This window comes from Photobacterium carnosum (assembly GCF_002849605.1).
GTDB lineage: Bacteria > Pseudomonadota > Gammaproteobacteria > Enterobacterales > Vibrionaceae > Photobacterium > Photobacterium carnosum.
Genome location: NZ_NPIB01000021.1, coordinates 22,146 through 48,491, shown reverse-complemented (window position 1 = coordinate 48,491; position 26,346 = coordinate 22,146). Strand labels below are relative to the sequence as shown.

Annotated in this window: 21 protein-coding genes; 17 read left to right on the top strand and 4 right to left on the bottom strand. The window is 37.2% G+C overall.

All coding sequences use genetic code 11. From position 1 onward, the window contains the following. Nucleotides 1-149: 149 nt before the first annotated feature. Nucleotides 150-3,464 carry a VPA1262 family protein gene (locus CIK00_RS15435; protein WP_065207998.1) on the bottom strand — a complete coding sequence of 1,105 codons (3,315 nt, stop codon included), beginning with the start codon at nucleotides 3,462-3,464 and terminating at the stop codon, nucleotides 150-152. Nucleotides 3,465-4,192: 728 nt separating this feature from the next. Continuing rightward, entirely contained in the window at nucleotides 4,193-5,200 is a 1,008-nt protein-coding gene (locus CIK00_RS15430; protein ID WP_101769597.1) for a hypothetical protein, read from the bottom strand. Between the two features lie 777 nt (nucleotides 5,201-5,977). Here CIK00_RS15430 and CIK00_RS15425 point away from each other — a divergent pair. The 16 genes from CIK00_RS15425 to CIK00_RS15350 all read left to right on the top strand — a co-directional run bounded on the left by CIK00_RS15425 (nucleotide 5,978) and on the right by CIK00_RS15350 (nucleotide 22,723). Beyond that, on the top strand, nucleotides 5,978-6,325 hold the full coding sequence (locus tag CIK00_RS15425) for a hypothetical protein (protein ID WP_065208000.1): 348 nt from the start codon (nucleotides 5,978-5,980) through the stop codon (nucleotides 6,323-6,325). A gap of 133 nt (nucleotides 6,326-6,458) precedes the next feature. Further along, nucleotides 6,459-6,758 carry a type II toxin-antitoxin system HigB family toxin gene (locus tag CIK00_RS15420; RefSeq protein ID WP_065190187.1) on the top strand — a complete coding sequence of 100 codons (300 nt, stop codon included), beginning with the start codon at nucleotides 6,459-6,461 and terminating at the stop codon, nucleotides 6,756-6,758. Between the two features lie 11 nt (nucleotides 6,759-6,769). Further along, nucleotides 6,770-7,138 (top strand): helix-turn-helix domain-containing protein, encoded by a 369-nt coding sequence (locus tag CIK00_RS15415; RefSeq protein WP_065190186.1) that lies wholly within the window; start codon nucleotides 6,770-6,772, stop codon nucleotides 7,136-7,138. A 113-nt stretch (nucleotides 7,139-7,251) separates the two neighbouring features. Then, on the top strand, nucleotides 7,252-7,944 hold the full coding sequence (locus CIK00_RS15410; protein ID WP_065208001.1) for a hypothetical protein: 693 nt from the start codon (nucleotides 7,252-7,254) through the stop codon (nucleotides 7,942-7,944). A gap of 92 nt (nucleotides 7,945-8,036) precedes the next feature. Continuing rightward, nucleotides 8,037-9,377, top strand: a complete 1,341-nt coding sequence (locus CIK00_RS15405) for a hypothetical protein (RefSeq protein WP_065208002.1) — start codon at nucleotides 8,037-8,039, stop codon at nucleotides 9,375-9,377. Nucleotides 9,378-9,707: 330 nt separating this feature from the next. Next, nucleotides 9,708-10,037, top strand: a complete 330-nt coding sequence (locus CIK00_RS15400) for a hypothetical protein (RefSeq protein WP_144043175.1) — start codon at nucleotides 9,708-9,710, stop codon at nucleotides 10,035-10,037. 13 nt (nucleotides 10,038-10,050) lie between these two features. Next, on the top strand, nucleotides 10,051-10,965 hold the full coding sequence (locus CIK00_RS15395) for a hypothetical protein (protein WP_065208004.1): 915 nt from the start codon (nucleotides 10,051-10,053) through the stop codon (nucleotides 10,963-10,965). Then, entirely contained in the window at nucleotides 10,965-11,930 is a 966-nt protein-coding gene (locus CIK00_RS15390) for a hypothetical protein (protein ID WP_065208005.1), read from the top strand. The genes CIK00_RS15395 and CIK00_RS15390 overlap by 1 nt, the downstream gene beginning before the upstream one ends. 4 nt (nucleotides 11,931-11,934) lie before the next feature. Beyond that, nucleotides 11,935-12,900: a hypothetical protein gene (locus CIK00_RS15385; RefSeq protein WP_065208006.1), complete on the top strand. Its 966-nt coding sequence runs from the start codon at nucleotides 11,935-11,937 to the stop codon at nucleotides 12,898-12,900. A gap of 189 nt (nucleotides 12,901-13,089) precedes the next feature. Then, nucleotides 13,090-14,154, top strand: coding sequence for a YqaJ viral recombinase family nuclease (locus tag CIK00_RS15380; RefSeq protein ID WP_065208007.1), 1,065 nt, complete (start codon nucleotides 13,090-13,092; stop codon nucleotides 14,152-14,154). Between the two features lie 35 nt (nucleotides 14,155-14,189). Continuing rightward, nucleotides 14,190-15,326: an AAA family ATPase gene (locus CIK00_RS15375; RefSeq protein WP_065208008.1), complete on the top strand. Its 1,137-nt coding sequence runs from the start codon at nucleotides 14,190-14,192 to the stop codon at nucleotides 15,324-15,326. 135 nt (nucleotides 15,327-15,461) lie between these two features. After that, on the top strand, nucleotides 15,462-16,493 hold the full coding sequence (locus CIK00_RS15370; RefSeq protein WP_065208009.1) for a DUF3150 domain-containing protein: 1,032 nt from the start codon (nucleotides 15,462-15,464) through the stop codon (nucleotides 16,491-16,493). A gap of 72 nt (nucleotides 16,494-16,565) precedes the next feature. Then, entirely contained in the window at nucleotides 16,566-18,533 is a 1,968-nt protein-coding gene (locus CIK00_RS15365; protein ID WP_101769596.1) for a vWA domain-containing protein, read from the top strand. Nucleotides 18,534-18,775: 242 nt separating this feature from the next. Further along, nucleotides 18,776-20,092, top strand: coding sequence for a DUF7146 domain-containing protein (locus tag CIK00_RS15360; RefSeq protein WP_065208012.1), 1,317 nt, complete (start codon nucleotides 18,776-18,778; stop codon nucleotides 20,090-20,092). A gap of 176 nt (nucleotides 20,093-20,268) precedes the next feature. Beyond that, complete coding sequence (locus tag CIK00_RS15355) at nucleotides 20,269-21,948, top strand: hypothetical protein (protein ID WP_065208013.1); 1,680 nt, start codon at nucleotides 20,269-20,271, stop codon at nucleotides 21,946-21,948. Between the two features lie 82 nt (nucleotides 21,949-22,030). Continuing rightward, nucleotides 22,031-22,723, top strand: a complete 693-nt coding sequence (locus tag CIK00_RS15350; RefSeq protein ID WP_065208014.1) for a DNA sulfur modification protein DndB — start codon at nucleotides 22,031-22,033, stop codon at nucleotides 22,721-22,723. 345 nt (nucleotides 22,724-23,068) lie between these two features. On the opposite strand, the gene CIK00_RS15345 is transcribed toward CIK00_RS15350, so the two are convergent. Both CIK00_RS15345 and CIK00_RS15340 read right to left on the bottom strand, forming a co-directional pair. Further along, nucleotides 23,069-23,464 carry a hypothetical protein gene (locus CIK00_RS15345; RefSeq protein ID WP_065208015.1) on the bottom strand — a complete coding sequence of 132 codons (396 nt, stop codon included), beginning with the start codon at nucleotides 23,462-23,464 and terminating at the stop codon, nucleotides 23,069-23,071. A gap of 308 nt (nucleotides 23,465-23,772) precedes the next feature. Next, the gene (locus CIK00_RS15340; protein ID WP_101769595.1) at nucleotides 23,773-24,201 is read right to left on the bottom strand and encodes a hypothetical protein; all 429 of its coding nucleotides are present in this window, start codon (nucleotides 24,199-24,201) and stop codon (nucleotides 23,773-23,775) included. A gap of 1,283 nt (nucleotides 24,202-25,484) precedes the next feature. Here CIK00_RS15340 and CIK00_RS15335 point away from each other — a divergent pair. Continuing rightward, nucleotides 25,485-26,213 (top strand): hypothetical protein, encoded by a 729-nt coding sequence (locus CIK00_RS15335; RefSeq protein ID WP_065208017.1) that lies wholly within the window; start codon nucleotides 25,485-25,487, stop codon nucleotides 26,211-26,213. The last annotated feature ends 133 nt before the right edge of the window (nucleotides 26,214-26,346 follow it).

Genomic DNA, 26,346 nt, shown 5'->3' with positions numbered 1-26,346 from the left:
CTAAAAACTAGATAATTTTACGTTAGAAGCAAAACAACAGACCTTCTACACGGATAAGAAAAATGTGGGAAGCCTTTATATCGCGATCATTTTAGGGTGGCCACTACAATCAACTCAAGTGGCCCAATTTACTACTTAACAAACAGGAGTTAGTGCGTGGTGAGTGTGTTCTTAATAATTTGGTGAAGGTTATGTGACCTAATATGTTTGGGATCATCCATTGCGTAAATAGAGAGTTTGTTGATTGAAAAACTGTCCCAAGTAGATGGGGAAATTCGTTCTATAATTTCTTTGCTTTCCAACAAAAGCTCATTCAAAGGTGATGGCTTATCAGGTAGCAACTCTGCCATCCTATTAGCGAATGCATAGAGCCATAGGTTAACTTGATGCGCATTACTGTATGAGTTCCAGCTTATTTGAGCGCTCATCGGTCTCCTGATAGTTCGAGCCAGCGTATTAAAAACCTTCTGGAGTTTGCTGAAAATTTTCTCTCGAACGTCAGGGCTTATGTATTTGGTCAACACAGCCAGCTCATCTGTGAACGCACCGTCTGTTTCAAGCATGAAATCGAGGCGGTTATTCTTGAGCGCCGTTTGCCATTGGTTAATCAGCTCTGTCAACCACTGATGAGCAACTTGAGTAATGTCTATTATTCTTTGTTCCAGCATAGGAACAAGCATGGATTCAAGAATCCATGGTTTGAAATGGTGCAGTCTGCCATTGTGATTACGAACGGGCAGAAGAATATCCTTGAGCTCATTGTCTTTGAGAGGTGCCTCCAACGATTGAGTTAACGAAGCGATGAGTTGTGGTTTAATATCCGAATTGAAGTAGTTAGCTTCGTTGATCAGCCAACACTGGATGGTACGTCGAACAGCGGAAGGTGTGATATGCTCAATTTTCGAGAGTGCTTCAATCCCCCAATCGCCTCCATTAATGTTTTTTGCAAGTGCATGAAGTCCTATCCAGGTTATGACACTCACATTACTCTGCAACAGTGCATCAATTTGCTCTTGATGCTTGTCGAAGCTAACAACCAAACAAATATGCTTAAGGGCTTCAACCACAAGCGCATGGGAGCGAGGTTGCTTGATTGGTTTAGAGAGTATTGTATTTAACCAAGATACAAACTGCTTTGGAGCTTCCGACCATAGGAGCTGTATAGAGAAGTAGTCGCTATATGAGGTATCTACGGGTGAGTATGTGAATGTACTAAACTGGTCACATTTTGAAAGCAACAGTTCTATAAGTCCCTGAGAACGGTAGTGTTCAATATCAAGTTGTTTATTTGTGAGGCGTGGTTGCAGCGCGTTTGCTCTGGAGGGGGAGATGTGCTCCAACAGTGCAAGCTTCACTTGTTCGGATAATACCGACTGCTCCTTATTGTAGAGGCTACCGGAATAGCGACTAGCTGGGGAGTTTGCTATCACACAACCAAGGGCATCCCAGGCTGAGTGGAAATCTGCCATTGGTAGCCCTTCCTTCCAGAATTTGGCCGGAAGAGCGTCAAAGTGCTCAGGATCTAGTTGTCCATCCTTAACGTATCCTTTAGCACTCATCTTCTCCATGAGTTCGGAACCGGAAAAATCTGAGAGCTGTTCGTCGTCGAGCCACCAAGCTATAACACTACCGGCGCATTGTGGTTCAGCGAATGAAGAATTGTGGCTCAACCCTTTGGGCTTTTCTTCATCACGTGGCTTAATATCGGTAGAATTGAAAATTATCCTTGCTGGAGGCGGCGTCTTATCGTCTCTATGGAGTGTGTTTTGGATAATCTGATCAACATACTCAAATACATGTGGAACCACGTCCAGAGGAATTGGGGTCACTAGCAGAGGGTGGTTTTCGCTGGCCCTCTGAACTGAATTTGAAAGATGATACCCTGATAAAGGCTGACCATTGGCGGAGCGAATAAGGATCATGCGATCATGGAGTTTACTCTCTGGCACTGCGAGTACCTTGAGATGAACGCTTCCAAAATAGCCATTGTTCCAGCCCGAACATCTTGCCAGAAGATTGTCAACTCGGGTGGGCTGGCCGGATTCTTTTGTACTATCATCATTAGACGTTTTCTCCGTCGTAATGATCAAGTAATCAGCGCTAGCTGTACCCAACCTGTTGAGAAGCTCAATACCGACGTCCTCCATATACGGATCGATCCAAGCGATTTTCGCGTCGTGATATTGTTCGAAGATGCTCTTGAGCCAGTCCTTTAACTCAAGACGGCTCATACCGTTGCTATTGTTGAGAGTGGGAAAGAACCGACCGTCGGATTTATTGGGGCATAGCTGCCTGACTCTATCTTGGATGAGCCGATTAAGTGGAACCCATGGATCAGCTGTATAATCGCTCATCTGTGATCGAGAGGGGCGAATAGCACGCCCAACCTGCTTGGCTGCTTCCAATTTGACCTTTTCTCTTTTCGGTACTTCCTTGTCCAACCATGAGAATTGCTCGTATGCCCTGATGGGTTCAACTAGCTGTAAATTGCAATTCATTTGGCGCATGAAATGGTTGCCCGTTTGAAGCAGGAGGGATGAATGTTCTCCGTTAGGTCCAAGTGCATAGATTTCCATTGTATAAGCTGTGCTAGATTGGTTTTGAAACACTTTAAGTTCAAACTGGTGATGGAGTGGGTAAGAAGAGCTCTTGCTGAGGTTGGTAATGTAAGAGGACTGAATGCTACCCTCACTGTAAGCTTTGATAATAACTAATAAATCCGAGGGTTCTCGAGTTAATGATTCGAATAGTGTCAGAGACGACTGCTTGCCTTTCAAGGATATATCATACTTACACCGCTCTGCGGCATTTAGTCCTGGAGCGCAAATGAACTCGAAGTCACTAATTCTCCAGGAATCCGTTTTGGAGAAATCTAAGCCAGTATCAGCATCTAATGCTTGGCACGCAGCTTCGGCAATCATCATGTCACATCCCTCAGGGACACTGAATATCTTTGGTTTGTCCTCTGGAGAAATTGCGCCGCTGTCAACACTACAATAACTAGTTGGGCTTAACCGACTGGTCTGGAATTGATAATAATCGCGTGTCGGCAGATGCATTACAGAGCGAATGAGGGGACTCTCACCAAATGTATTCACACCTACTGTATTGGCTAATTTGTCGCTGATATTGACTTCGGCGAGTTGGCTGGCTTTCTGGAGCGGTGCTCCGTTGATGAAGTGTTCAAGGAAAGCTTTTAATTTCTTGGTAGAGGTATGAAGTGTCAAGGTATGAGTCTTGACTGAGCAATTATCATAGAGTTGTGTTTTGGTACTAACGCTACCTTGCCAAGTGTCCGATTGATAGGTACTTGGTAGTGTTCGAGCATATAGGAAGCGCAGCTCGCTCGAACTTTCCCTTTCGATCTCCAACACCCATAGTTGGGTTACGGTGAAATTGTCATCATCCCCAAAAAGGCTATACAACCTGAAATCTGCAAACAACGTATTGAGATAGTTAATCATAGAATTTCCTTTTGTCTCAAGGTGATATGGTTATAGTTTGATAATATCATGGTATCATACATTTTAAATTCATTTAAAATACAGCGCCTTATGAGTTCCGACTAATTCTCTTGAGCAACCAAAGGACATCTCAATACGAGTTACCACGTTACCGCATTAAAACCCATTTGGGTGGTCTACTAGCTTTATGGCCCGAAATCGACTCAATCCACTATTTGCTTAAGTGACGACTCAAAACTCTTCAATATTTGGTTTAGATTATGTTGGTTGAAGATCTTGTTACTAACCGAAGGAGTTTCCCACTTTAAGCAATTTGGGGGCAAATGTGTTCCAGGGATAAACCATGCTTTGCATGTTCTTCGTAAAAATCTGCATAAAGTGAATCTGACATCGTAATTCGGGGGATGCAGCTTATGTCCAATTCCTTGCAAATTGACCACCTCCATTAACGGTGGTCTCTTTGTCATTTTGGGATTCGAGAAGTTATCTGAAAGCGGGACTATAGGGTATCTACTCTAAGTCGTTATTGTCCAACAACGAGCTAGCTATCGTGGCTAGCAAAGTGTGATCACCAAGCGATTCTATCGTATCGTAATTACAAAGCAGCTCTGATTTATAAATTGCCAAGAATAAGGTCTTTATTCGATTTATTAGTTCTGAATGGTTAAATTCAGAACTAATATTTAGGTATATGTGTTTTTTAAAATTATCTTAAATGATGTTATATATTATTTATCTCTAAGGTTTTTTCTTTTGCATCGGATAATAGGGGCAGTTATAAAAAAAAATATTGCAGAAATAAATGACAGCAAAGAAATACAAAACTTTTCAAAAAATTCACTATTTATATTTAGTAGTAAACAAAAAGATATTATAAATAATATGACAAGGAATATGTATAATTTAACAAAAGATAATAATCTGTAATTGGTATCCAATTCGATATAATTACAATTAATATAAGCCTCACTTCTCTCATAAGTATCTTTTTTTTGTTTTTTCTTCTTTTGTATATCATTCAAGTCAATGGAGTGTGAGTTAGAAATTTTACTCTGAATCGTATTTGTTGAATATGCAATCAACTCGATAATATCGGGAAAATGCTCTGGCCATCTATCTGTAATTTTAACTCCATAAGCTCTAAGTAATGGTAAAGCATAAGAGAAATAGTTGATTTTTTGAGCGTATTGTTCATCAATAACAGCCCAAACATCTTGTTGTCCTGCAAATTCTAACGTATGAACTGTAATCCTTTCTGGAGCTGGATAATGCTCTAAAGCAACCCTCGCTGGAATATATTCAATGTTGTGAAATCGAAAAAAATTAACTCTATTTTTTCCCTCATGAGCAATAAATAAATTTAATTCAGGGATGTGAGTGTAATGTGTTTGTTTAATTTCAACGTCAGAACAGAGTCTTTCTAGAATATTTGTTTTATCTTCTTCAGAAATATTAGGGTCAGGCCAAATCCTCCAACTAGATCCCATTGTTTGTAAAGTAGGAACATTCATAACATTAATTGATTTTTTAGATGATTCTAAATATTCATAAAAAGGGATAATGTTATGCAAAAAACCATCTCCAAATAATGGTCCATACTCTCCTCCAGAACAAGGACCATGCAAATCACTTGGTATATCAGAAGGCGAGGTTCGTCCTTTTTCATCTATTTGTAACTTTAAACTTACAAGATCTTTTGCAGCTTGAAGCGTATTTCTATTGGTTCCACTAAACATGTTAACCCTATAGCTATTAATTTAAATCGAAACAAAAGCAACATCGTCAATGGGATAATGCTACGTTTTTTATATTTGAACAATGAAGTTGGCCTATAAGTTTGAAACCATGACAAAAAAGACTACAGCGATGACATTAAAAATTGAAACTTATCTATGGTTGTATGTTCCCTTTGACATGTAAGAAAAACCACGCTCCATCTAAAGTAAATTATGCAAACTTGGATACAAGTTGTAGTGAGTAAAATCCAGTGTTTTTGGCTGGCGCTAGTAGTTTTGGTCACTTAGAGTCTATTGACTGTACTGTATTGTCGCTACTTTTCACTACAATAGCGTGTTTGACTCCGTATCCAAGTGTCGACACTATTGTTTTCAACCATTTTATTTCTAACTTCGCTACACAAGCATGTATGGTTAAAGGTGTCGATAAGCAGATGGGTTGGTTAATCGTAGAATCAGTCCATTAAGTAATTAGTCCCGTTAGATCGCAATTAGCGATCTGGCGAGGCTTTTTATGTTTCTGAAATTACTGTGGTCTGACAAATGATTTGATATATATAAACCAAATGATTATTCTAGCTATTCTACAAAAGCCGACACGCTGTGAAAGGTTCAGCAATCAATCTTAGCATCAAGCTAACTCACGCAATCAAATCCATTTTTTTATCAATTTTTTGTACACCTAGCTGTGCAAATCCCACTATTTATCAAAGAAAAAGTAATCCTGTAGTTCTCAAAATTACTGGATCGCTTCGTCATATCTAAGGAATTATCTATATGTTAAATATCATTGAAGTATCTACCGTTAACGAAACCGAAGCATACGAAGCTATTAATGCTGCATTATTAGCTGCCGAGTTTGAGTTTAAGAATGAAGTGCGAACAGAACATAAGGAATCATTACTTAATGATGATTATGAGTATGAAGACCACCAAAAAGCTAAAAACTTGATTGAAGAAAACCTGATTTTATTGATGGGTGAGGTTGCTGCAAAGCATGGCTTCTTTAACTTTTCCATCTTTGATGGTTGTGAGCAATCATGGTCTATCGTATGTGATCATGCTGAGTTCGGTAAAACATTCATTATTATCAATGACCAGATTGAATATGACTTTAGTTTTTAAAGTCCACCAGCCTATCTAACTTTAGCCCGTATGTTTACGGGTTTTATTCAATTCACAACACAAGTTTTCCCAAAATGGGAAAACTTGGTTGACTAACATCTAATCATTTCTAATAATGGAATAAGGGAATAGTATGCGAATATTATCACGTTCAACTTTGCGTGAGTTTTGGGAACAGCCTAATCATACCGGTGCAGAACAACCGCTTCTTGCATGGTATGCAGAAGTTAAGAAAGCAAACTGGCAAACGCCAAATGACATTAAAACAAAGTATCGAAATGCGTCTTTTGTTGGTAATAATCGTGTTGTGTTCAATATACATGGCAATAAATACCGATTAATTACCGCGATTAATTACAATGTTTCAAATGTTTACGTTCGCTTTATAGGTACTCATGCCGATTATGACAAAGTAGACGCTGCGACCATTTAAAAGAGGCATATATGAACATTAAACCAATCAAAACAGCAGAAGATAATCGTGCGGCTTTAGCTCGTATCGAGCAGCTTTGGGATGCTGAACCAAATACAGCAGAGTTTGATGAATTAGAAGTGCTCTCGACTCTTGTAGAAGCGTTTGAGGAAGCTAATTATCCGTTCTCTCCGCCTGATCCAATTGAGGCTATCCGCTTTCGCATGGAGCAGTTAGGGTTAGAAGATAAAGACTTAGTGCCATACTTAGGGACACGTAGCCGCGTGTCTGAGGTATTGAAACGTAAGCGTGGTTTAACACTCACCATGATTCGTAATTTGAATAAAGGGCTTAAAATTTCACTTGATAGCCTTGTAAAAGAATATCAACTAGTGAATTAGAGTTAACTTATCAATTGTGCAAACTCGCTAACTTAGCTTTAGTTTGTACTCCTGCCTATCTAATCTTAGCCCGTGAATACGGGCTTTTTTACATCTAATCCCCAGGAAGACGAATGCTTTCTAACTTCTTACCCGACCTGAAAAAACAGACTTTAAGTTTTATTGCTGAACTCATTACTGACGATGGAAAACATAGAGAGTTATTGTTTTTCCCTACTATCAACCTAAACGGTAATCACTGCTTTGATCGCTGGACAGTTGGTAACTTTTTCGGAATTGTAGATCTAATTGAATCTGGCTTTACGACTAGAAGCGCACTAAAGCTTGCGCGTAGCATGGCGTATGTAACTAATCATTTCTCAATGATTGCTGAGTATGAGTCCGATGTTAATCGTGCTTATAACCGAGTAATGAGGATAGGTAATACTGCTTTGTTTCCTATTTGTGGAAATGATTTTGAGCAAGAACTATCGTCTGAGACAATGTACAAACTTGGAGTTGAATCGTTCTCACTGAAAAGTAGTGACGCTAAATCATGGTATGAGCCTGACGGTTTTGCATTTAAGTACCCAAGGATTAACAATCCAGAAAGTGAAAATGCAATTAGCGATTTAGAAACATACATTAAATCGTACTTATCAGAGCAATACTGCCCATATACGAAAGCAGAAGAATGGAATATTTCAATTGTTGTAGGCGGTAAATTAGCTCATAACGATATTGATGAAATCGACCATTTTTTGAGTGAAGAAAATCAACGAAACTCATTACTCAATATCTGCGGTATAACGGGCATCTGTTTCTAATTTACTGATTAAAGAGACAATCAAACCAATAAAATAGATAACTAGTCGCTGTCTGTTTTTCTATATCCAACCTCCCAATAAGGAATAATCTAATGCGCCTATCGAAACTTAATGTTGTGTACCGCAAAAACAACGCTGATTACCTAATTACATTATTAGATAACGATGATGTTGCTTTCTTTAATGACAAAACACGCGAAGTATTTGAACCGTTCGATGTGACTGGTTTTGATCTTGTTGAATTAAAGATGGTAATGGCCGATCTGAATTACATTGCTAATAAGATAAACATATATAAAACAGCCTCTTGTTCGACCTATATGTTTGCTATTGCGAAAGATAACAATGGACGTAACATCTTTCCATTATTAGAAGATTCAATCGAGTTAGATAAAACACAATACAATGAAAGTGCAAACTTTCCTGTTAGCGCAATAACAATAATTGATTGTGAATATCTAAACGATGCTTGGCATAAGCAGATGTATAATGCCAACAATCGACCTGTAATATCTGCTAAGACATTATCTTATGAATGGATAGATACTCGAAGCAAGAAAACTCATGCGAATGCTGAGATTTTATTAGAATCAGTGAAACTTAGTGATCCTGAATACCTGAGAGAAATAATCGAAGATGTTGAGTCCGGTATTGATTCTGGCAATGATGGTTTTGCTGTTTTTATTGATGGGATATGTAAACACTCAACGCTGGATGAATACAAAGTTGAGTTTGGCCGTACTGCACAACTGAGCGTGGTAATACGTGATGATGTAGAGCATGATCTTATTTACACATTACCAATCTTAAATGGTTGCTATCGTTACGATGGTGCTGTGATTAATACCTTTCGCCCAATAAGATTTAAACCGGCACATGTAAATACAGAAACTAATTTCGACCAACAAGCAGTAGAGTCGATGATTAATTCATTAAATGAGTTATCTCGTAACTTTTATCGCCATGACTATAAAATAAATAGAACCGTTACCACATTTGCCGTAGATGATGATTACGAGTCCATATTTCCATTCGACAATGAAAACGACATTAATCATCAAGATATGATTCATTCTTTTGCAGATAATCATTGTGACCTTTATGAAGTATGGCTTTCTTTATCACCACAAAAACAAATACAGTCACGCAAGCTCAGAACTAACTTTGTTAATGCACCTGTAATCAAACGCGAGCAAGGAAACAAGTTTAATTCAACTTATCCATTGGTTAGTAAAGACAATCCCACAGGGAGCGTTATTGAAGCCATTATGATGGATTTCAAGGTAAAGCTATCACCAAAAGTAGCAATATTTCTTGATGGTCAATGTGTTGCTAGTAATCATAGTAGTTACGTTGTATCTAAACGTGGTGTTGATGTGGCTGTATTTGAAAATCTTCTAAATCTTCCACAATTGACAGGGATTGGTTTTTAACTTGATTTTGTTGTTTGCAAAAACATAACGAGATATTTATCTAATTTAAACTAAAGCTGATTTATCAGTAACAATAAGAACGATCATTCTCCCTGGAGAGTGGTCGTTTTTTTGTTTTATTTTAAAGGTGGCCTTACTTGCCTTTTAAAACCTATCGAATGTTTCTTATGGCCATAAGAAACAAAAATAAAACGTAATAAATTCAATCCTAATTATAAGCTCAATAGCAAAATAGAGGTATTTATGGCTGGTGGTATAGAGGGAATAGCTCAAACACTTCGGGAGCAATTACGGTGTAGTGACATAAGTACCGAGCATATGAGCGAGTATATGACAAACATCGTTTATGTACTGAAACGCTTTGATCTGCAGGTTGATATTGAATCTGTCGATGACGGCTTGTTTGACTCTATACTTGAGATCAACGAACCAGCACGTACAAAGTGTTTGTGGTTGTTCAGTTTGTTAGATGATAATGAGAAAGGGCACAAATCTGAGAAAATAGCGTTGCCCTTGATGTGCTGCAGTAACATGATGGAACTAAGGAAATCGAAACCCAATGCGCACCCGTTTTATCATTGTGCGCATTGTAAATCAGGCATTCGAGGCCGTATTAGTGATTACTGGGTACATAAAGATAATTACCCTAGATCTAAATAATTCTGAGGCGTGTATGGCAATATCAAATACTTTATGTGGTGCAAGATCCATAATCAATGTCACTGAGTTTGTTACACGCGAGGGCTTGCTATATATAGTGACTCCATACTTTAGAAATAGAGGATATTGGGTAATTAACCGTGAGTTGGCACAACCTACAGCAATACTCGTAGAGAAAAAAGTCAGTAATAAGTTTGATGAATTACAAGCCGTCATTAATGCTGTAGCGTACAGCCAATGTTGGATGCTTGATGATTATCGCAATGTGAACAGTTTAGCTATGGGCAAAATATGTGGACGCTGGTTTTCACAACTTCCAATCATGAATACCTCTTTGCCTATTGAATACATCATTGATGATAAAAAACTTCCTGCTTTGGAAGATGAATATGCAGATCTGAAAGGGGTAATTACTGATATAGCTCCTGATACAGAAAATCTTGGCTTATCGCCCAAAATAACCTTAAATATTTCGCAGATAAAAGGTAGAGATCAACAAATTGCACCGACAACAAAGAGTGACACTGTAACTCACGGCGATTACCGTAAGTTAGTTGAGTTGTTTAGGAAGCAGTCAAAATCAATTGCCATTGAGTTGGCTGATACTAAGTTAATAAATAACAAAGACCGTGCCATGAACGGTGAAGTAATATTTATTGCTAGCGGCTTTAAGGTGCAAGAGTGTGAGTTCATAGCAGATGATTTTAATGAATATTCTGACTATTTTTTTGTTGATGGGCAGTTAGTTGACATTCATAAGGGCATGGATAACAGTGAGTTTTTAGAGGTTTATCCTTTAGGCTATAGATTTATCAGCAAACAGGATATTGAAGACTTCCAAAAAGCGTTTTATGTATCTATTCAAGAATCAGATCTGTCACTATTTCTTATTAATTCATTGCAGGTCACTGGAATATCATTCAAATAATGATCAATAACATAATAAATTCACGCTCTATCATTGCCGTTAGTGTTTATCCTTACTGTCCTAATGGGGTTTTAAGCATCAATAAACGCGCTTATATCATAACGCCCATACAGCCTCACAATGGACGTTTAATTCATTCGGAAACCAAAGGGTTGTTTGCATCCATTATCACTGTCTGTGATGCGGCTACAGGTGAATTACCAGATAAAATCAAACGGTTGATTAGTGAACTTACTGTCTTGCAAGCGCAAGTAGCACCGGATTTGTCTAACATATCTGGCGTATATGGTTTACTGACTGAAACTCATATGGATTCAATATTTACTTGTGTTGCACCAACTGTACCGTTCGACACTATTTTGGATTTACGTGATGTAAGCAATAACAAAAGATTAGAGTTGTTTGATCGTGATTGCCGCAATGAAACTACTGAAATAGATAGACTTAAACTTAAACATTATAATGCTACTTTCCGAAATGAGTGGAATGTACCAGTAGATATGATCGTTTACGGTAGCGATGGTAACGCATTAGAATTTGCGTATGAATTAGATTTTTTTGATATTCAGCTACCAGAAAAATGTAGTTATGAACGGGGCTTAGTCTCACTGACTGAACAGGTAAGTGGCTATCATAAATCACTTATTCTCAATGCTTCTTTTGATGCGTTTGGCTGTGGCAATGATATTACTAGTGTTAACTATTTATATAATGATCACGATGTTGTACTTGATTCTTATAATGTTGCGGCCTCTAGTGGCAAAGAAGTAATTATTATTGATGGTGTTGTGCAATGTAGCTCTGTTAGCTACTGCAAAGTAGGTGACGTATTAATATCAGAGAATGGACAATGGTTTATTGATTTTGCAAACAACACGATTAATATCGGTGCTGGTGGCTTTGAATTGCCAATAGTTAACAAGCTGGATTTGTTTGCCGTTACTGGCTATCAATTAACTAGGTAAACACATGCGACATTTTGATTTAAAAGATTTTTATTCTAATATCGCGGTTTGTAAAATCAGTTTATCCCAAGACCCAAAGAACTACGCCAAAGCATTTCTTGTGCTTCCTCTGACTAGTTCTAGCAATGGCGATCTGTTATTTAACACGCGATCACCATTAATACCGACCGTATTCTATTCTCGGACTCGCGCTTTAGGCGTACCCAAGCAAGTTAAATCAATGATACGACTTCTAGCAATGCAGCAGCGCATGTTAGCTACTGGCCACTCATACAAATCACCATATTCTGTTCAAACAAGAACACAGGTTTTAAATAATGGGGAGTATGGAGCTATTGCTTATGTTCATGATATTGAAAACACTAATCCTGATATTGTTGAACAGGCAACATACGTCCACCAAGCCTCTATTAGTATTATGGGGGAATTGACTGATGCTTTTTTGAATAGTGCATATAAGCGCAGCGTAGAAGAACATTTAGATCAGTTAATCTCGTCCGATTATGAGCGCATCAAAGTAGCACCCAAATATATCAAGCCTCAGAATGTATCTGTCATAAAAAATAGCCAATCAATGTTTCAAGAGTCTACATTAACGGCTATTCGTAACATGGTTGAAAATCGACTGTCTAATTTTGGTTTATCTCTTTCACCATCAAGATTTCAAGATTTAAAGCTGACAAATTACTTCCACATACTTTCCATAAACGAATTATCACCAAATAATTTATATACAAATACTATACGGAATGAGTTTTTAGTTGAGGGGGTTGTTCTGCTTAGTGATGGTCAGGTTAATGGGACTGTTATGAGTCCAAGAAAAAAACCGTTTCTTGGTGCGAATTATGACGCGCTTGCTGAAAGAGATAGGGCTGCTATGGACTTTATAGATCTGAATAACATCGAGCTTGTGGCAGAGGACACTTTTCAAATATTAAACATACCTAGTGTTATAGGATTTAGGTTCTGAAACTTGAGCAGATAGAATTGCAAATTACAAAATTAACAGCTCTTTATGTTGACGATTATTCTCTCTGCCATTATCCTTATTACTCTTATTAAAGCCGACACGCTGTGAAAGGTTCAGCAATCAAATTTATCCCTATTTAATTATTTGCTCTCTGCAAATCCCGAATTATCTAAATCCCCTGGTGTAACCATGAAAATCATTGATCTAATTCAAGACACTGATCCGTGGTTGAAATGGCGTGAATCTGGTATTGGTGCTAGTGATGTATTAACTATCATTGGCTGCAATCCCGATAAAACGAAATTTCAATTATGGTGTGAACTTGTAGGACTTATTGAACGTCCCGACCTATCTAAAAACCCACACGTACAACGTGGCAAGCGTTATGAACCTGTCGCTAGACGAGTTTTTGAAACTGCCTCGAAAGACCATTTTGAACCGTTATGTATTGAGCATCCTCTTTATGAGCCGCTTCATTCATCGTTAGATGGTTACTCTCAACAATCCAATACAATTCTTGAAATCAAATGCCCTTGTGAATCTAAGTTCCAAGAGGTGTTAGATAAAAAGCGATTCTCGTCTTCTTACCGCATGTATTACACGCAAGTACAGTATCAAATGCTCTGTACTGACGAGTTGTGTTCTGATTCGGTCTTATTCTTTTACTGCACTGAACGTGCCAGCAATAACACTATGGCTTTTCGTATACCGGCTAACCCTGATTATCAGGAATGGTTACGCAAAGAAGTATTGTCGTTCTGGAACTGTGTTGTATCTGGTAAGCCACCAGCACTTGATCCACAACGTGATGCGTTATTACCTGAGTTTGTTAATGATGCCCGTTTTGATAAATGGGAAGAATTGACTTATGAGTTGGTCGTAACACTACGTGAACGTAAGAAATATGAGGCTTTAGCAAAGAAATATGCTAAAGAGCAATCCGCTATTCAAGAACAAATTATCGGCTGTTTTGGTGACTTTAAAAGTGGCATTTTAGCTGGTGTTAAAGTTTCTGTTTCAACTCGTAAAGGTAATGTAGATTACAAGACCTTACTTGAAGATTTAGAATTACTTCACGGCATTACTGTTGACGTTGATGAATATAGAGCTAATTCTAGTTCATCAATTAAAGTAAGTGTCGATAAGAAGCGCGGCGAAGATTTAACTGAAAGTTATTTAACCGAAAAACTTAACGCTATTGTACGTTCAAAACCTGATAACATTGTGTGTAGCACAATTAATTTTAACGCTTAAAAAACAATCCAATATCCCCATAAGGAAACATCTAAATGTCTAACACTTTCACTCTTGAGCAAATGACTTCTTTCGCTGAAACTTTCGCTAAAAACTTTGCTACTAACTTAGTATCTGAGCAAGCGAAACAAGCACTAAAGGAACGCAATGATTCAGTGGCTTACAAGCCTACTTCTATTAAGCCGACCAAAGTGCAAGTTAAAGCAATTGAGTTATTCAAAAACATCGACAAAAAGCCAAACGAGCAACTTGTTCTTACTGTTAACGATTGGAAAATTAAACCTGTTGGTATTCCTACCGTTATTGAAGATTACTACTTCCGTGCTGAACTTCTCCAAGATATTACTAATTTCATCCTAACAGATGTTGATTACGGTTTTTGGATGATTGGTGGCCACGGTACTGGTAAAACTTCTGTAGCTGAACAAATTGCTGCACGTTTAGGAATGCAATGTTATTCAGAAACCTGTTCTGAGCGCACTGAATTTTTAGACCTATTCGGCTATAACATTCCTTGTGCTGGTGGCAAGATGAAGTTTGTTCACGGTGGCTTATACCTTGCTATGCAAAATGGCGGTATCTGTATACTGAATGAAGTTGATGCTATGTCTCCATCAGAATTAATCAAGTTGAATGAGTTGCTAGGCGGTAAGCCTGTTTATGTACCTCAAACAGAGTCTTGGTTAAATCCTCATAAAAACTTTCGTCTTATCGTAACTTCTAATACGAACGGTACAGGTGAAGATCCTCGTTACATCGGTACTGGCCAATTAAACGCTGCTTTCAAAGACCGTTTTATGAAAACGTATGTAGATTACTTACCGCAAGAAATTGAAGTTGAGTACCTTAACGGCATTCTTGGTAAATATTTTGACAAAAGTAATCCACATTACAGTTCAGTACGTGAGAAACAATATAAGGCTTTAATCGTTATGATCGTGAAAGTCGCTAATGCTTTACGCAAAGCGGCAGTATCAATGTCAGGCGGCATGACTCCACCAAGTATTCGTGCAACTAAGCGTTGGCTTGAGCTAACACTAAAAGGTACATCTACTAATGGTATGAGTGGTACACGTTCAGCGTTCTTAAAAGCTTACGCTTATGATTTATCAGAGCACGAGCAAAATGCAGCTATTGAAGTTTGCATTGAGCATTTCGGTTCTGACTTCTAAGTTAATAATAAAACCATCAAATACGCATCTTCACGGTGCGTTTTTTTTATCTAAATCCCAACCATCACTTAATAGTTTTTGCAAACTACAAAATCAATGTAAAATACTATTAAGCACCAATCTGGAAATTATCTAATGTCTTCAATAATTACTTTACCTAAAGACGTAACCCCTGTTTATCTTGAGATCTCTCAATGGCATGGCAAGCGCGTCCTAAAAAGTGAATATCTTGAGTTGGATTATGAATTAGACAAAGAGTTAGCCCACTTGGGTAACGTGTCTATGATTAAACCTGAATTGCTCAAGAAATTTCGCAACCTATCTAATACTGCAGTAGCGGCACTATCTAAGTACGGTGTGCGTTTTGGTGATGGTTTTATTATCCCTAACGTAAAACATGCTGAGGTAATGAGCCAACTTAAAAAGGTTCAAGAAGAATGGTATGAAACAAAAGCTGAGATCATCAGCCGTTACCAAATTCACCTTTTACGTTGGGCTAGTGAAGCAGAAGCAAAGCGTAAGGGCTTCGGTCAAATCATCAAGGACAATGCGTTCTCGGTTGATTATATCGACAGCCAGATACAGTTTGAAATTAGAACAGCACAAGACATGGTAAGTGGGCTAGAAAAGACACTTATTGATGAAGTCGCGGAACGTTTCACTGATAAACAAGAACAGCTTATTAAACGTAAACATGAGAAAGGGCACTTTGCGATAAATCGTAGAGACTTGATCGTTTTACGTGATGTTCAAGATAAGTTACTGGTTAATGCCATGCTTTCAGATAAGGCATTACCGCTTGTTGATTTTATTGAAGCGATACTTGAAAAAGTACCGGACGATTTAAAAGAGAGCTTATCTAATGAATTTTGTGATGATTACGTACAGGCAATTTCAATGCTGGCTAAACCGCAATTAATCTTCGGTATGAGTAACGTTAAACCTAAAGATGATTCGCAAGGAAGTTTGCTACCAAATGCGCCATTGAATGTAATCCAACAACCATCCCTATCTGCTGAAACTGAAACAACATCTAATACTTACATACCACAAATTGAAGAAATATCCGTTGAAGAAACACCATCAAAGGAAATTCAAGAAGTGGAAGAAACCGATACTAATAACGATGATAGCCATGATGCATTTTCGATTTTAGACGATTTCTAATATTGAGGGTTAAGTTTTTACTTAGCCCTTTTTCTTTACCAACTATCCAACACCCCAATAAGGAACAACCTAATGTCTCAATCTATTCTAAACAGCTTACCGTTATACATTGGTGCAATCTCTAATGACCTGAACGTTGATGTTACATTTAGCGGCTCTGGTGCGTACTGCGCTCCTGTAGGTAGTAAGTGGCAAATCAATATCCCATTATTCGATGTAGACAATGCAGAAGCCCGTGCAGCCGCATATGCTTACGCATTGCATGAATGTGGCCATATTAATTACACTAACTTTGCTGTACTTAAAGATCTAATCAACACTCAAAAGAGTAAGTCTGAAATTTCACTTAAAAAACGTATTAGTAATATTTTTGAAGATACATACATCGAGCGTGAATTATCGAAAGAATATGCTGGTGCATACAAACGTTTAAGTGAAATGCGTACTTGGTTACAAGACGAAGACGAAAAGAAGAATCCAGATGCGTCAAATTTGCCTTTGAGTTCTCCAATTCTTAACTTCATTTACACCTACAGCTTCTTTGCTGCCAATAACTACACTTGCTACAAAGCCTTACTTGATGAAAATGAAGTATTGCTGGTGGAGCAGTTAGGTAATGACGCAGTTTTAGAGCTTAAAAGTGTTTTAAATGGTGTTAAACAGCTTGCTAGTAGTCAAGATTGCATGGACTTAACTGATCGCGTTTACGACATTTTAGAAAAACTAAAAGACGTAATCCAAGATCAGCAGCAACAACAACAGCAAGACCAACAGGGCGGTGACGATAGCGAAGATGATACAGCGCAAGGTGATTCTGACTCTGGCGATAGCCAAGATGATGATAGCAATAGCGATGATAGTCAAAGCGATGATTCACAATCTGGCGGTGACAATTCTCAGAACAATGATCAAGGTGATGATTCACAATCTGGTGATAGCCAGGGCGATGATAATAGCCAAGACGATCAAGGTGATGATAATAGCCAAGATAAAAATGCAGATAACAATAATTCTTCTGATTCAACCAATATGGGTGATCAGGGTTATAAGTCTGACGATTCAACAGCCAATCAGAAATCTCTTACACAAGAGCAGGTTGATGATGCTATTGATGCACTAAACGATATTATTAGCGGTAATGCTGAACTACCTAATTCTGACGCTGGCGATGCGCTTGCTGAAAAGTTAGGAAAGCAAAGTGAAGATGATCAAGCTAGTGGTAAAGTTAAAGCAAGTGATTATACAACGGACTCTAAAGTTAATAGTGCAATCACGTATCGTTCCCTTAAAGGCAATTCATTAGGTGCAAAAACACTTCATCGAATTGCAGACACGCAATCTGTATTTGTTCGTCAACGTTTACAGGGCTTAATTGCTGCAAAACAACGAAAAGTAGTATCACGTAAATCAGCAGGTAAACGTATGATCGGTAATGCTGGTACACGTATGGCACAAGGTGATTACAAAGTATTCCGCCAAGAGCTAACACGTAAACTAACAAATACTGCGATTACTATATTGCTAGATGATAGTGGTTCAATGAAAAACGAGAAAGGCCAAGTGGCGGCTAGTGCAACTCTTGCATTAATCAAAGCACTTGAACCTATTAATTTCGTATCTACTAGTGTTGAAACGTTTGGTACTGAATCAAGTAGTAACATCGTTTACAAGGTGAAAGACTTTAATGAATCAGCAAATCAATGTGCTGATCGTTTAAGTGAGCATCTTGCTTATGGCGGTGGTTACACTCCGTTGTTAACGGGCTTGTGGTCGGGTTTACGCTCAATCAGTCAACGTAAAGAAGCACGAAAAATCATTATCGTTATTACTGACGGTGAGCCTGACGAACGTCCACGCTGTACTGAGCTAATTAACCGTATTCGCACCAGTCAAGGTGTTGAAGTTTTCGGTATTGGTATTGGTGATGCAAATACGTTAGTTAAGCCACTATTCGGTGAGCAATATGCGGTAAGCATAAAGAAAATAGATCAACTTGCATCAGAGATTTTTAAACTTTCTGAGCAAATTCTTTTTTCTTAACAAAATAATGATGATTGCGCCCAACAGGGCGTAATCACTCATTACCATCCACCTGCAACACCTTTCCAACTAATCCAACCTAATTCTGCAAGTTCTTATACCTTTGTTGATATTGCTGTTTACAAAATCAAGCACATCAAACGTATGAGTATTTTCCATAAGCTGCTCGGACTGAAATCAGCTTGTAATGTCCGTTCTACCAACAACCCAATCCAACCTCCCAACTATCTAAGGTAACAACTATGTCCAACTCTAATAAATACTCTAACTCTTATAAAGAATCTGGTCTTGATCGTGTAAAACGTGAAACCGAGGAAATCCGTATCATGCTAGCTAACCAAGGCAATTTTGCTGAGGTGCTTGGCCAAATGTATAGCATTGAAAGTGCTGTTAATACCTGTGGTGTTGGCAAAGCTAGCTCTAAAAAATCAGCTTGTCCTATTCATGGCGGTAAATCTGGTGAAAACTTTCGTTTCTTGAAAAATGGTGCGGAATTTGGCACTTGTGTTTGTCACTCATGCGGCACAATTTCTAATGGCTTTTCGTTAGTAATGGAAGCTGACAAATGTTCATACCGTGATGCTGTAAAGAAAATCGGTTACTTCGCTGGTTATTACTGCGATTTAGACGGTAATGTTTATGGCAATGGTAATGGTAATGATGATGCTGCAAAAGCTGAGGCTGCAAAACGTCAAGCTGAGTATGAAGCAAAACGTGAAGCTCGAAAGGCTGAACAAGCTAAGAAAGACAAGATTGACAATGAACGTGGTATCAAACGTTTGGTTCAAATGTGGAATAGCTCTGTATCGTTAGATCATCCATACGCTGAACCTGCTCGTAAGTATTTCGTAAAGCGCGGTCTTGGTAATATCGGTACTCTTAATGATGAAGTGCGTTTACACCCTGCACTTGAGTTTTTTGTACTTTGGACTAATCCAACCAATCCGAAAGAAACAAAATTTGTATTAGCTGGTAAATACCCTGCGTTACTTGCTCAAATTCGCACTCCAAATGGTCGTCCTACACGTATTCACCGTACCTACTTAGATTGGGATGGTAATAAGTTAGACCTTTCTAAAGTGCCGAATGAGATTACTAAACAAGGTTATGCGCTAGAAGATATTACTCAAGTAGATCCAAAGAAAATGACTCCACATATTCCGCTAACTGACATTAGTGGCGGTTCTATTCAACTTGCTGACGCTGGAACAAAAGTTCTTGGTTTAGGTGAGGGTTTAGAAACAACACTTGCTGCATCAGTGGCTACCGGTATGCCTGTTAACTGTTGTATTAATGCAACGATGTTAGCCAACTGGTTGCCAGCACAAGGAACTGAGTATGTGTTTATTTTCCAAGATAAGGACGTTTCAAAAACTGGTGAGATCTGTGCAGATACATTGCGCGAACGCTTAAAGCCTTATGGTGTTAAGGTGTTTGCGTTTGAACCTGATATGGAAATCCCTAATGGCGAATCTGGCGTTGATTGGGCAGACCAATTCAATACCAAAGGTGTTCTTGGTTTTCCTATGGAAGCACGTAACTGGCGTTCACTACTTTAATTTTGTTTATTACAGCCATGAATCCCCGTACTTTATAGTGCGATGATTCATGCTGCTGTTTTCTTTTTAATCAAATCATATCAAATAGTGCCAGGGCAAAAGGAGAATAGATAACTTAGCAAGATCTGATACTTGATAATGCTATAATCATTTTTAAAACCTATTAGGAATTAATAATGATCACTATCTCTATATCCGCAAATCCCCAAACACATACATATAACTCTTGTGAGGTTCACTGGAACGTTCGTCTACCTGATGATATTGCCAGAAAACAACTTAGACCGGCTAATATGGCTGGTATAGTTAAAATCACAAACATATCATTCAAAAACCCAAATGAAGTCTTATCATATGCTGAGTTAAAAGCCCTAAATGCAATCCTTTGTTCAGATAAAGGTTTACGTTTGCTCATAACTAAAGAGGTCAACAACAATAAAGTACATATCATGGCATCTTGCGATGATACGGTTACTTCATTACGTGGTTTGAGCTCTGATCGTGACTCTACTGATTTTTCTAAAGTGCTGCTCAGTGTGGCAACGCCAGTAACAACTATGTTCTTTGGTGCGCGTTTTAATCACGTATCACCATTTGTTTTAGAATATAACGATGTTGAGCGATATGACGAATTTGTATCAGATGAAATTTCAGATATTCTCTGCATTAATACCGATATTGGTTATCTTTCAATTGGTCGCAGAACATTAGAAAGTTTCACTCGTAAAACCAAACGTGATAACGCATTCTATGAATTAGCTGCGGTTTTGCAAACATCAAAATTAACTATCAAGTTCCAATCTCCAAGTGAGCGACAGGAGCGTATTGATAAATTCAAGCATGACTGTGAGATTGTTACAGTCGAATCAAATGAACCGGCATACGCTGGACTCAATTTTCTAATTCCAACGAAACCTATTGAGCGCGATGGTGTTCAATGTTTTTCACTCATTACTTTATTCAATGATATTAAACATCATAGAACAGAGGATATGAGCCCCAATCTTCGGAAAGATCCAACTATGACCAATCAATCAACAAATACTACTACTGACTCACGCTATGAAAACGATATTCTTTATATCGAAACGAATGAATCAGAGCGTATGGTTAATGCACAATTCGGTAGTTTTGTATTAAGCATCAACATGAGCGAAAGCCGTGGCCGTGAGCTTAACTACGTGGATGCAGGTTTTATGGCGTTAAATCTTGTTCAGATGCAATGCCAACCTAATAAACGTGTCCGTGTTTATACTGAAAACAAGTTGTTAGTCGATGCATTCCACAATCTTGACTCTCTAAAAGAGTTTGCTAAAGAGGGGGATCATGTTGCGGCAAAGCTGCTTGAACGTATTACTATGAGCATGTACAAAGTACGTATGTGCGGCATCATTAAATTGTCTGACTTTGAACTACGAGCATTGCCTATTGCTCCTGAACCAATGGAATACGGGCAAATCAACTTTGACATTTTCGGTAAAATCCGCAAAGGCGCACAATCTTTGATCTTAAAGCCCCATGCTTTTTATCAGTTCTTACAGCGTATGTCACAAGATGAATTAAATGATGGTGGCCGAAACCCACTGGCATTTATGACCAAGTTGATTAAGCAATCGAAATGGACGGTTAAAGTACCAGCAACTAAAGATACTAACGAGCAATGGCATAACCATGACAACAATGCCATGTTAGTGATCGGACGTAGCGATACTGATAACACATTGCAAATTGTGACGTTCTTTAGGGCGCACCGCTATGAGAATTATGAATATAAGCTGGCACACCCTGAAAAGTTTGAGGAAGTCCGTACCGATTTAGGTACTGTGCCCATTCAACATATTAAGGTGATCGACTAAGTATCAAAGTAACGCTAAAACTTACTATCCAACTAAGCCTCGTCAGAAATGACGGGGCTTTTTCTTATCTAGGAATTATCTAATGCAAAGTTTAACTGCTTCTTTATTAAGTAAAAATGTAATCAACAATAACAACCCAACTAAGCGCGTTAGTAATATTACTTATCGCTTAATCAATGAATGTAAGGAACTGCGTCTTTTAATCAGCACCTTGCGTTCAACAATAAGCAAAAATGATAGTAATCTGTTTACGATCAGAGATTTTATTACTGCTAACACAACGCTGCTTGAGCATGACATTGAGACGAAAGATGATAAACAACTGTTTATTCTTGCCCGTACTTACTGGCTCTCATTTATTCGTGCAAATGACTGGTGTAATCCACTAGTTACTTCAACGAATAAACGAGCGGAATATGTTAGTTGTATGCATTACATGATTAAAGCCATTGGAATGGTAGGACTAGAAGTTAGAAAGCAGGGGATCTCACTAAGAACACTTGCTGAAAAGTACCTGACAATTAATTGGACTAAAGCTACTAAACGTTGGTGTGCCATATTTACGCTGTTAGGTGATTCACCAGAACAGTTTGTACGTTACATCTATGGCGTTATCTGTGAAAAGGTTAACCTTGTATTGCCACAAGCTGATAGGCTTGCATACATAATGATACATAGCTATGTGGACACGTTTTGGATCGTAGCTAATCGCTATATTGATAATCCATCTTCATGCTTAACTAAATTTACGACAAAACCTATTATTGATGCTTAAACATCACCATTTATTGTTCACTACGTATCTAATTAAATTATAATAACTTATTTCTTATAACAGATAAGTAATCCATATCCTCTCTGGGGGATATGGTTTTTTTAACTGCGATCTGCATAAGGCTGACTTGATCTTATTTTTTAAACCAAAATATAAGTTAGTTAATAGTGTTGATTACAGAATCACATGACATATAATGAACGTAGTTATAGGGTTTTAAACATTTCCCTGTAACTAGAACAGAGCATATTGATTATTATTAGTACATAATCAAGGAAAAGACCGCTAGGCTGTAATGGCTTTGGCGGTTTTTTTTCGCCTGACGTTTTTAATACAATTAGATGGTTAACTGTTGTTTATATCCAGCTCAGACAACAAATATTCAATGGACTCAGATAGTGTTCCACCGATCTCTTTAGAAAAAGTAGATAGTTTTTCCCATACTTCATACTCAATATCAATCGACTTCTTCTTGGTATGTTTCTGCTCTGAATCGAAATAGCGTTTTCGTTTTGCACGAATACTTTGCTTTAACTTGTTATTAGCATTGTCTGAAATATGCTTTTCAATCCAGTTGATGATCTTTGTTGGCTCTGCACTAATGGCAGTTAACTCGTCTTTAGCTTGTTGAATCTCACTGGTATCAATCCAGCGTGAAGCATTTTCGCCAACAAGGAATTTTTTGTTTAGATATTGCCATTTCCAGCCGCATTCAAGATTTTCTAACTGTTGATATTTCATTAGTGTGTAACTCTAACCTTGTATTAAATAAGATGTGTAATCATACCTAACAGATAATAACTACTAATGTGCTTTTTGTGACAGTGTGCCGCAATATTATCATTTATTTATTAGCCGACAGGAAGTGGGCTTTTACATTAGATATAAAAAGGATTGTGATTCATATGTTAAATATAATGATTGTTTTGAATATATAAACACATTATTTTTGAGTCGCCATTTAATGGACTAATAAACTATATACGCCACTTATAATTAAAATATGGTTATAAGTGGCTATAAATATCAGTTGTATTAGACGGTAATTATTAATCAACTGATTTATGTATTTCTTGCATACCAAGTTTAACTATTATTTTATCTATTGAATCGCCTTTAAATTGAGGCATTTCTGATAATTGTTTAATAATATCATGTGTATTTTTTGAAAAATAATGTAAATATTTTTTATCGCCAAAATTACGCGCCTTATATGACGACCAGCACTTATTCCACGATTTATATTCAGTATTTGATAGCAACTCATACGATATTGAATTGAAATTGCAGTTTGCAAAATCTATTGTAGCTTCATTGAATTTAGCTAGACGATCACTAGTTAGGCGGCTTGAAAAGTAATTCACAAAGTGCTTTTTCAGTTCTGGATCATCAAATTTACGCTTTCGTCCGGTTACTTTACGTAAAACCAAGTGATCTTCTGACTCAATAGTAGGGTTTTGGTCGTTATTTTGGGGCATTTTAATTCCTTGTTTAAGGTAATCAGCAATAAAGTTAACCTAAAATAAAACTGTTACGGTGTCACGCATTGTAATTGACCACCGCTTATTGCTACTGCCAATTACCCATAGTTGGATTGGGAAAATAGCTCAACTAATTATAACAGCTTGAGTCACTGGTGTTAATCTACAATAGATAATTATAAAAGAACAATGCTCCAACATAGATACACAATGGGTTTAAAATAATCGTTAATGGCTATTTATAGAAGAACGCACGAATAATCATTTTAGATCAAGTAAGCATCGAGGTTGGTTTTAGTAGCAAGCCACAATATGGTTAATAATCTATAGTTCAACAATAGCCCTTTAGTGGTATCTGGCTGATACCACCTTTAAAACAACATAAGTGAAATTATGTTGTGTTAAGAAATCGGGCGAAATGGCCGATTTGTATAGTTCGTGAATGGTCTTTTTAGTTACAAGTGGATTTTAGCGTTGTTTTTGGCTTTCTGTGTTGGCGTTAACCATAAGTACAACAATGGCTTTATATAGTACACAAATAGGATATTAAAGACCGACAATAGGCGTAAAATAGCCACGAGTGCTCCAATATAATTCGCCAATGGCTCTTTGTTGTATCGGTATTGAGGTGAGGAAATTAATCATGGTTGGCGTATATAGATTTTGTTTATATCAAAATCAATTCAGTTGGTAGTACATATAGATTTTATCCGTTCCCATATCTTATTCCTTGTTATAGTTCAAAGATAAACATTAAGGCACACTTACCTTTTGCATGTCTTTCTTTTTGTCCGCGTTACAGTGTAACCCATGATTCACTTAAAATTTAAACTTATATATTATATTATAAAAACTTATTGAATATGGTTTTGTTTATTTTATTACCTCGTAAATTTAATGTTTTAATAATCTTCATATAGTAATCATTAATTATTTCATCGTAGTAAAAATTTATCATTCTCTTTTTTTAGAAAAAAATAACATTATGTATTGTGAAAAGTAATTATATGATCATAACTTTAATTTATATATTCAACACCACTTACTTTTTATTTAAATAAATTTAAAAATAAAATCTCAATGCCTCAAAGTTTATGAATATTGTTTTATTTATAACTTGAATTGTCAAATATAACTGTATGCATTAAAATGCATTGTAGTATACATATACTGAATGTTAGTGATGAAATATATAAATCATAATAAATAACTGATTTCAAAAGAAAATCAGCACGCAACATAATTTCACTTATGTTGCTTTAACGTAACGGAGAACGTCATTGAGTGATAACGGTGCTCAACCAGTTAGCTCGATAATCCCTCTCAAATATTTTTTAACTTTAGATTTTGGGTATAAACTCCCTGATATGATTTTAAAAAACATGGAGTTGGAACTAAAACCTTTAGGGTTATATCTAAAAAAAGAACAGGTGTTGAAAAAATCATTTCTTATAGTTGAAATTGATAACTTGGATATTTTTTTTGAATTTAACCTTAATGCTTTTATAAATATTTGGGATGCGGCGTTAATAACTTATTTCGCTTCCGAGGATTCAGCATATACTTCTTGTATAGAGAAAGGAGCTTGTGATCTACGTAACATGATTGTCCAATTTATTAATGATTTTGTAATGGCAAATCAAAAGCTAAATAATGTTGTTAAAAACAATCTGCGACTTATAGATGCCAAGTTAGGTAACATTTATGATTATGATGTGATTGTAAATATCAATGGTGAGCTAAAAATAAGTAATCCAATAGCAATCTTATCTAGAGGTACATCTGTTTATGATGCTCTCAGTAAAGAAGAACTTTCTCAATATAGCTACAAGCGCAATATTCGAGAAACATCATTAGATTTACCAAGACGAACCAAAAGCTTATTACTTGGTATAAAACCCAAGCGTAAAACATCAGCAAAGATCGAGCTATTTCTTTACTCAATAGACAGTCTAATTTATATCACACCAAAGAACACTGATATTAGATTGACTATTGTCGGTTCTTAACAAAAAGCTTGGTTCTTTATGCTTATAAGAATCAAGCTTTTTTCTATTCAATACCGATTCATCCTTGTATATTGAATATAGCTACAAACCAATCAACCTAATGAGTATCACATGGAAAAACCTAATAACTCTC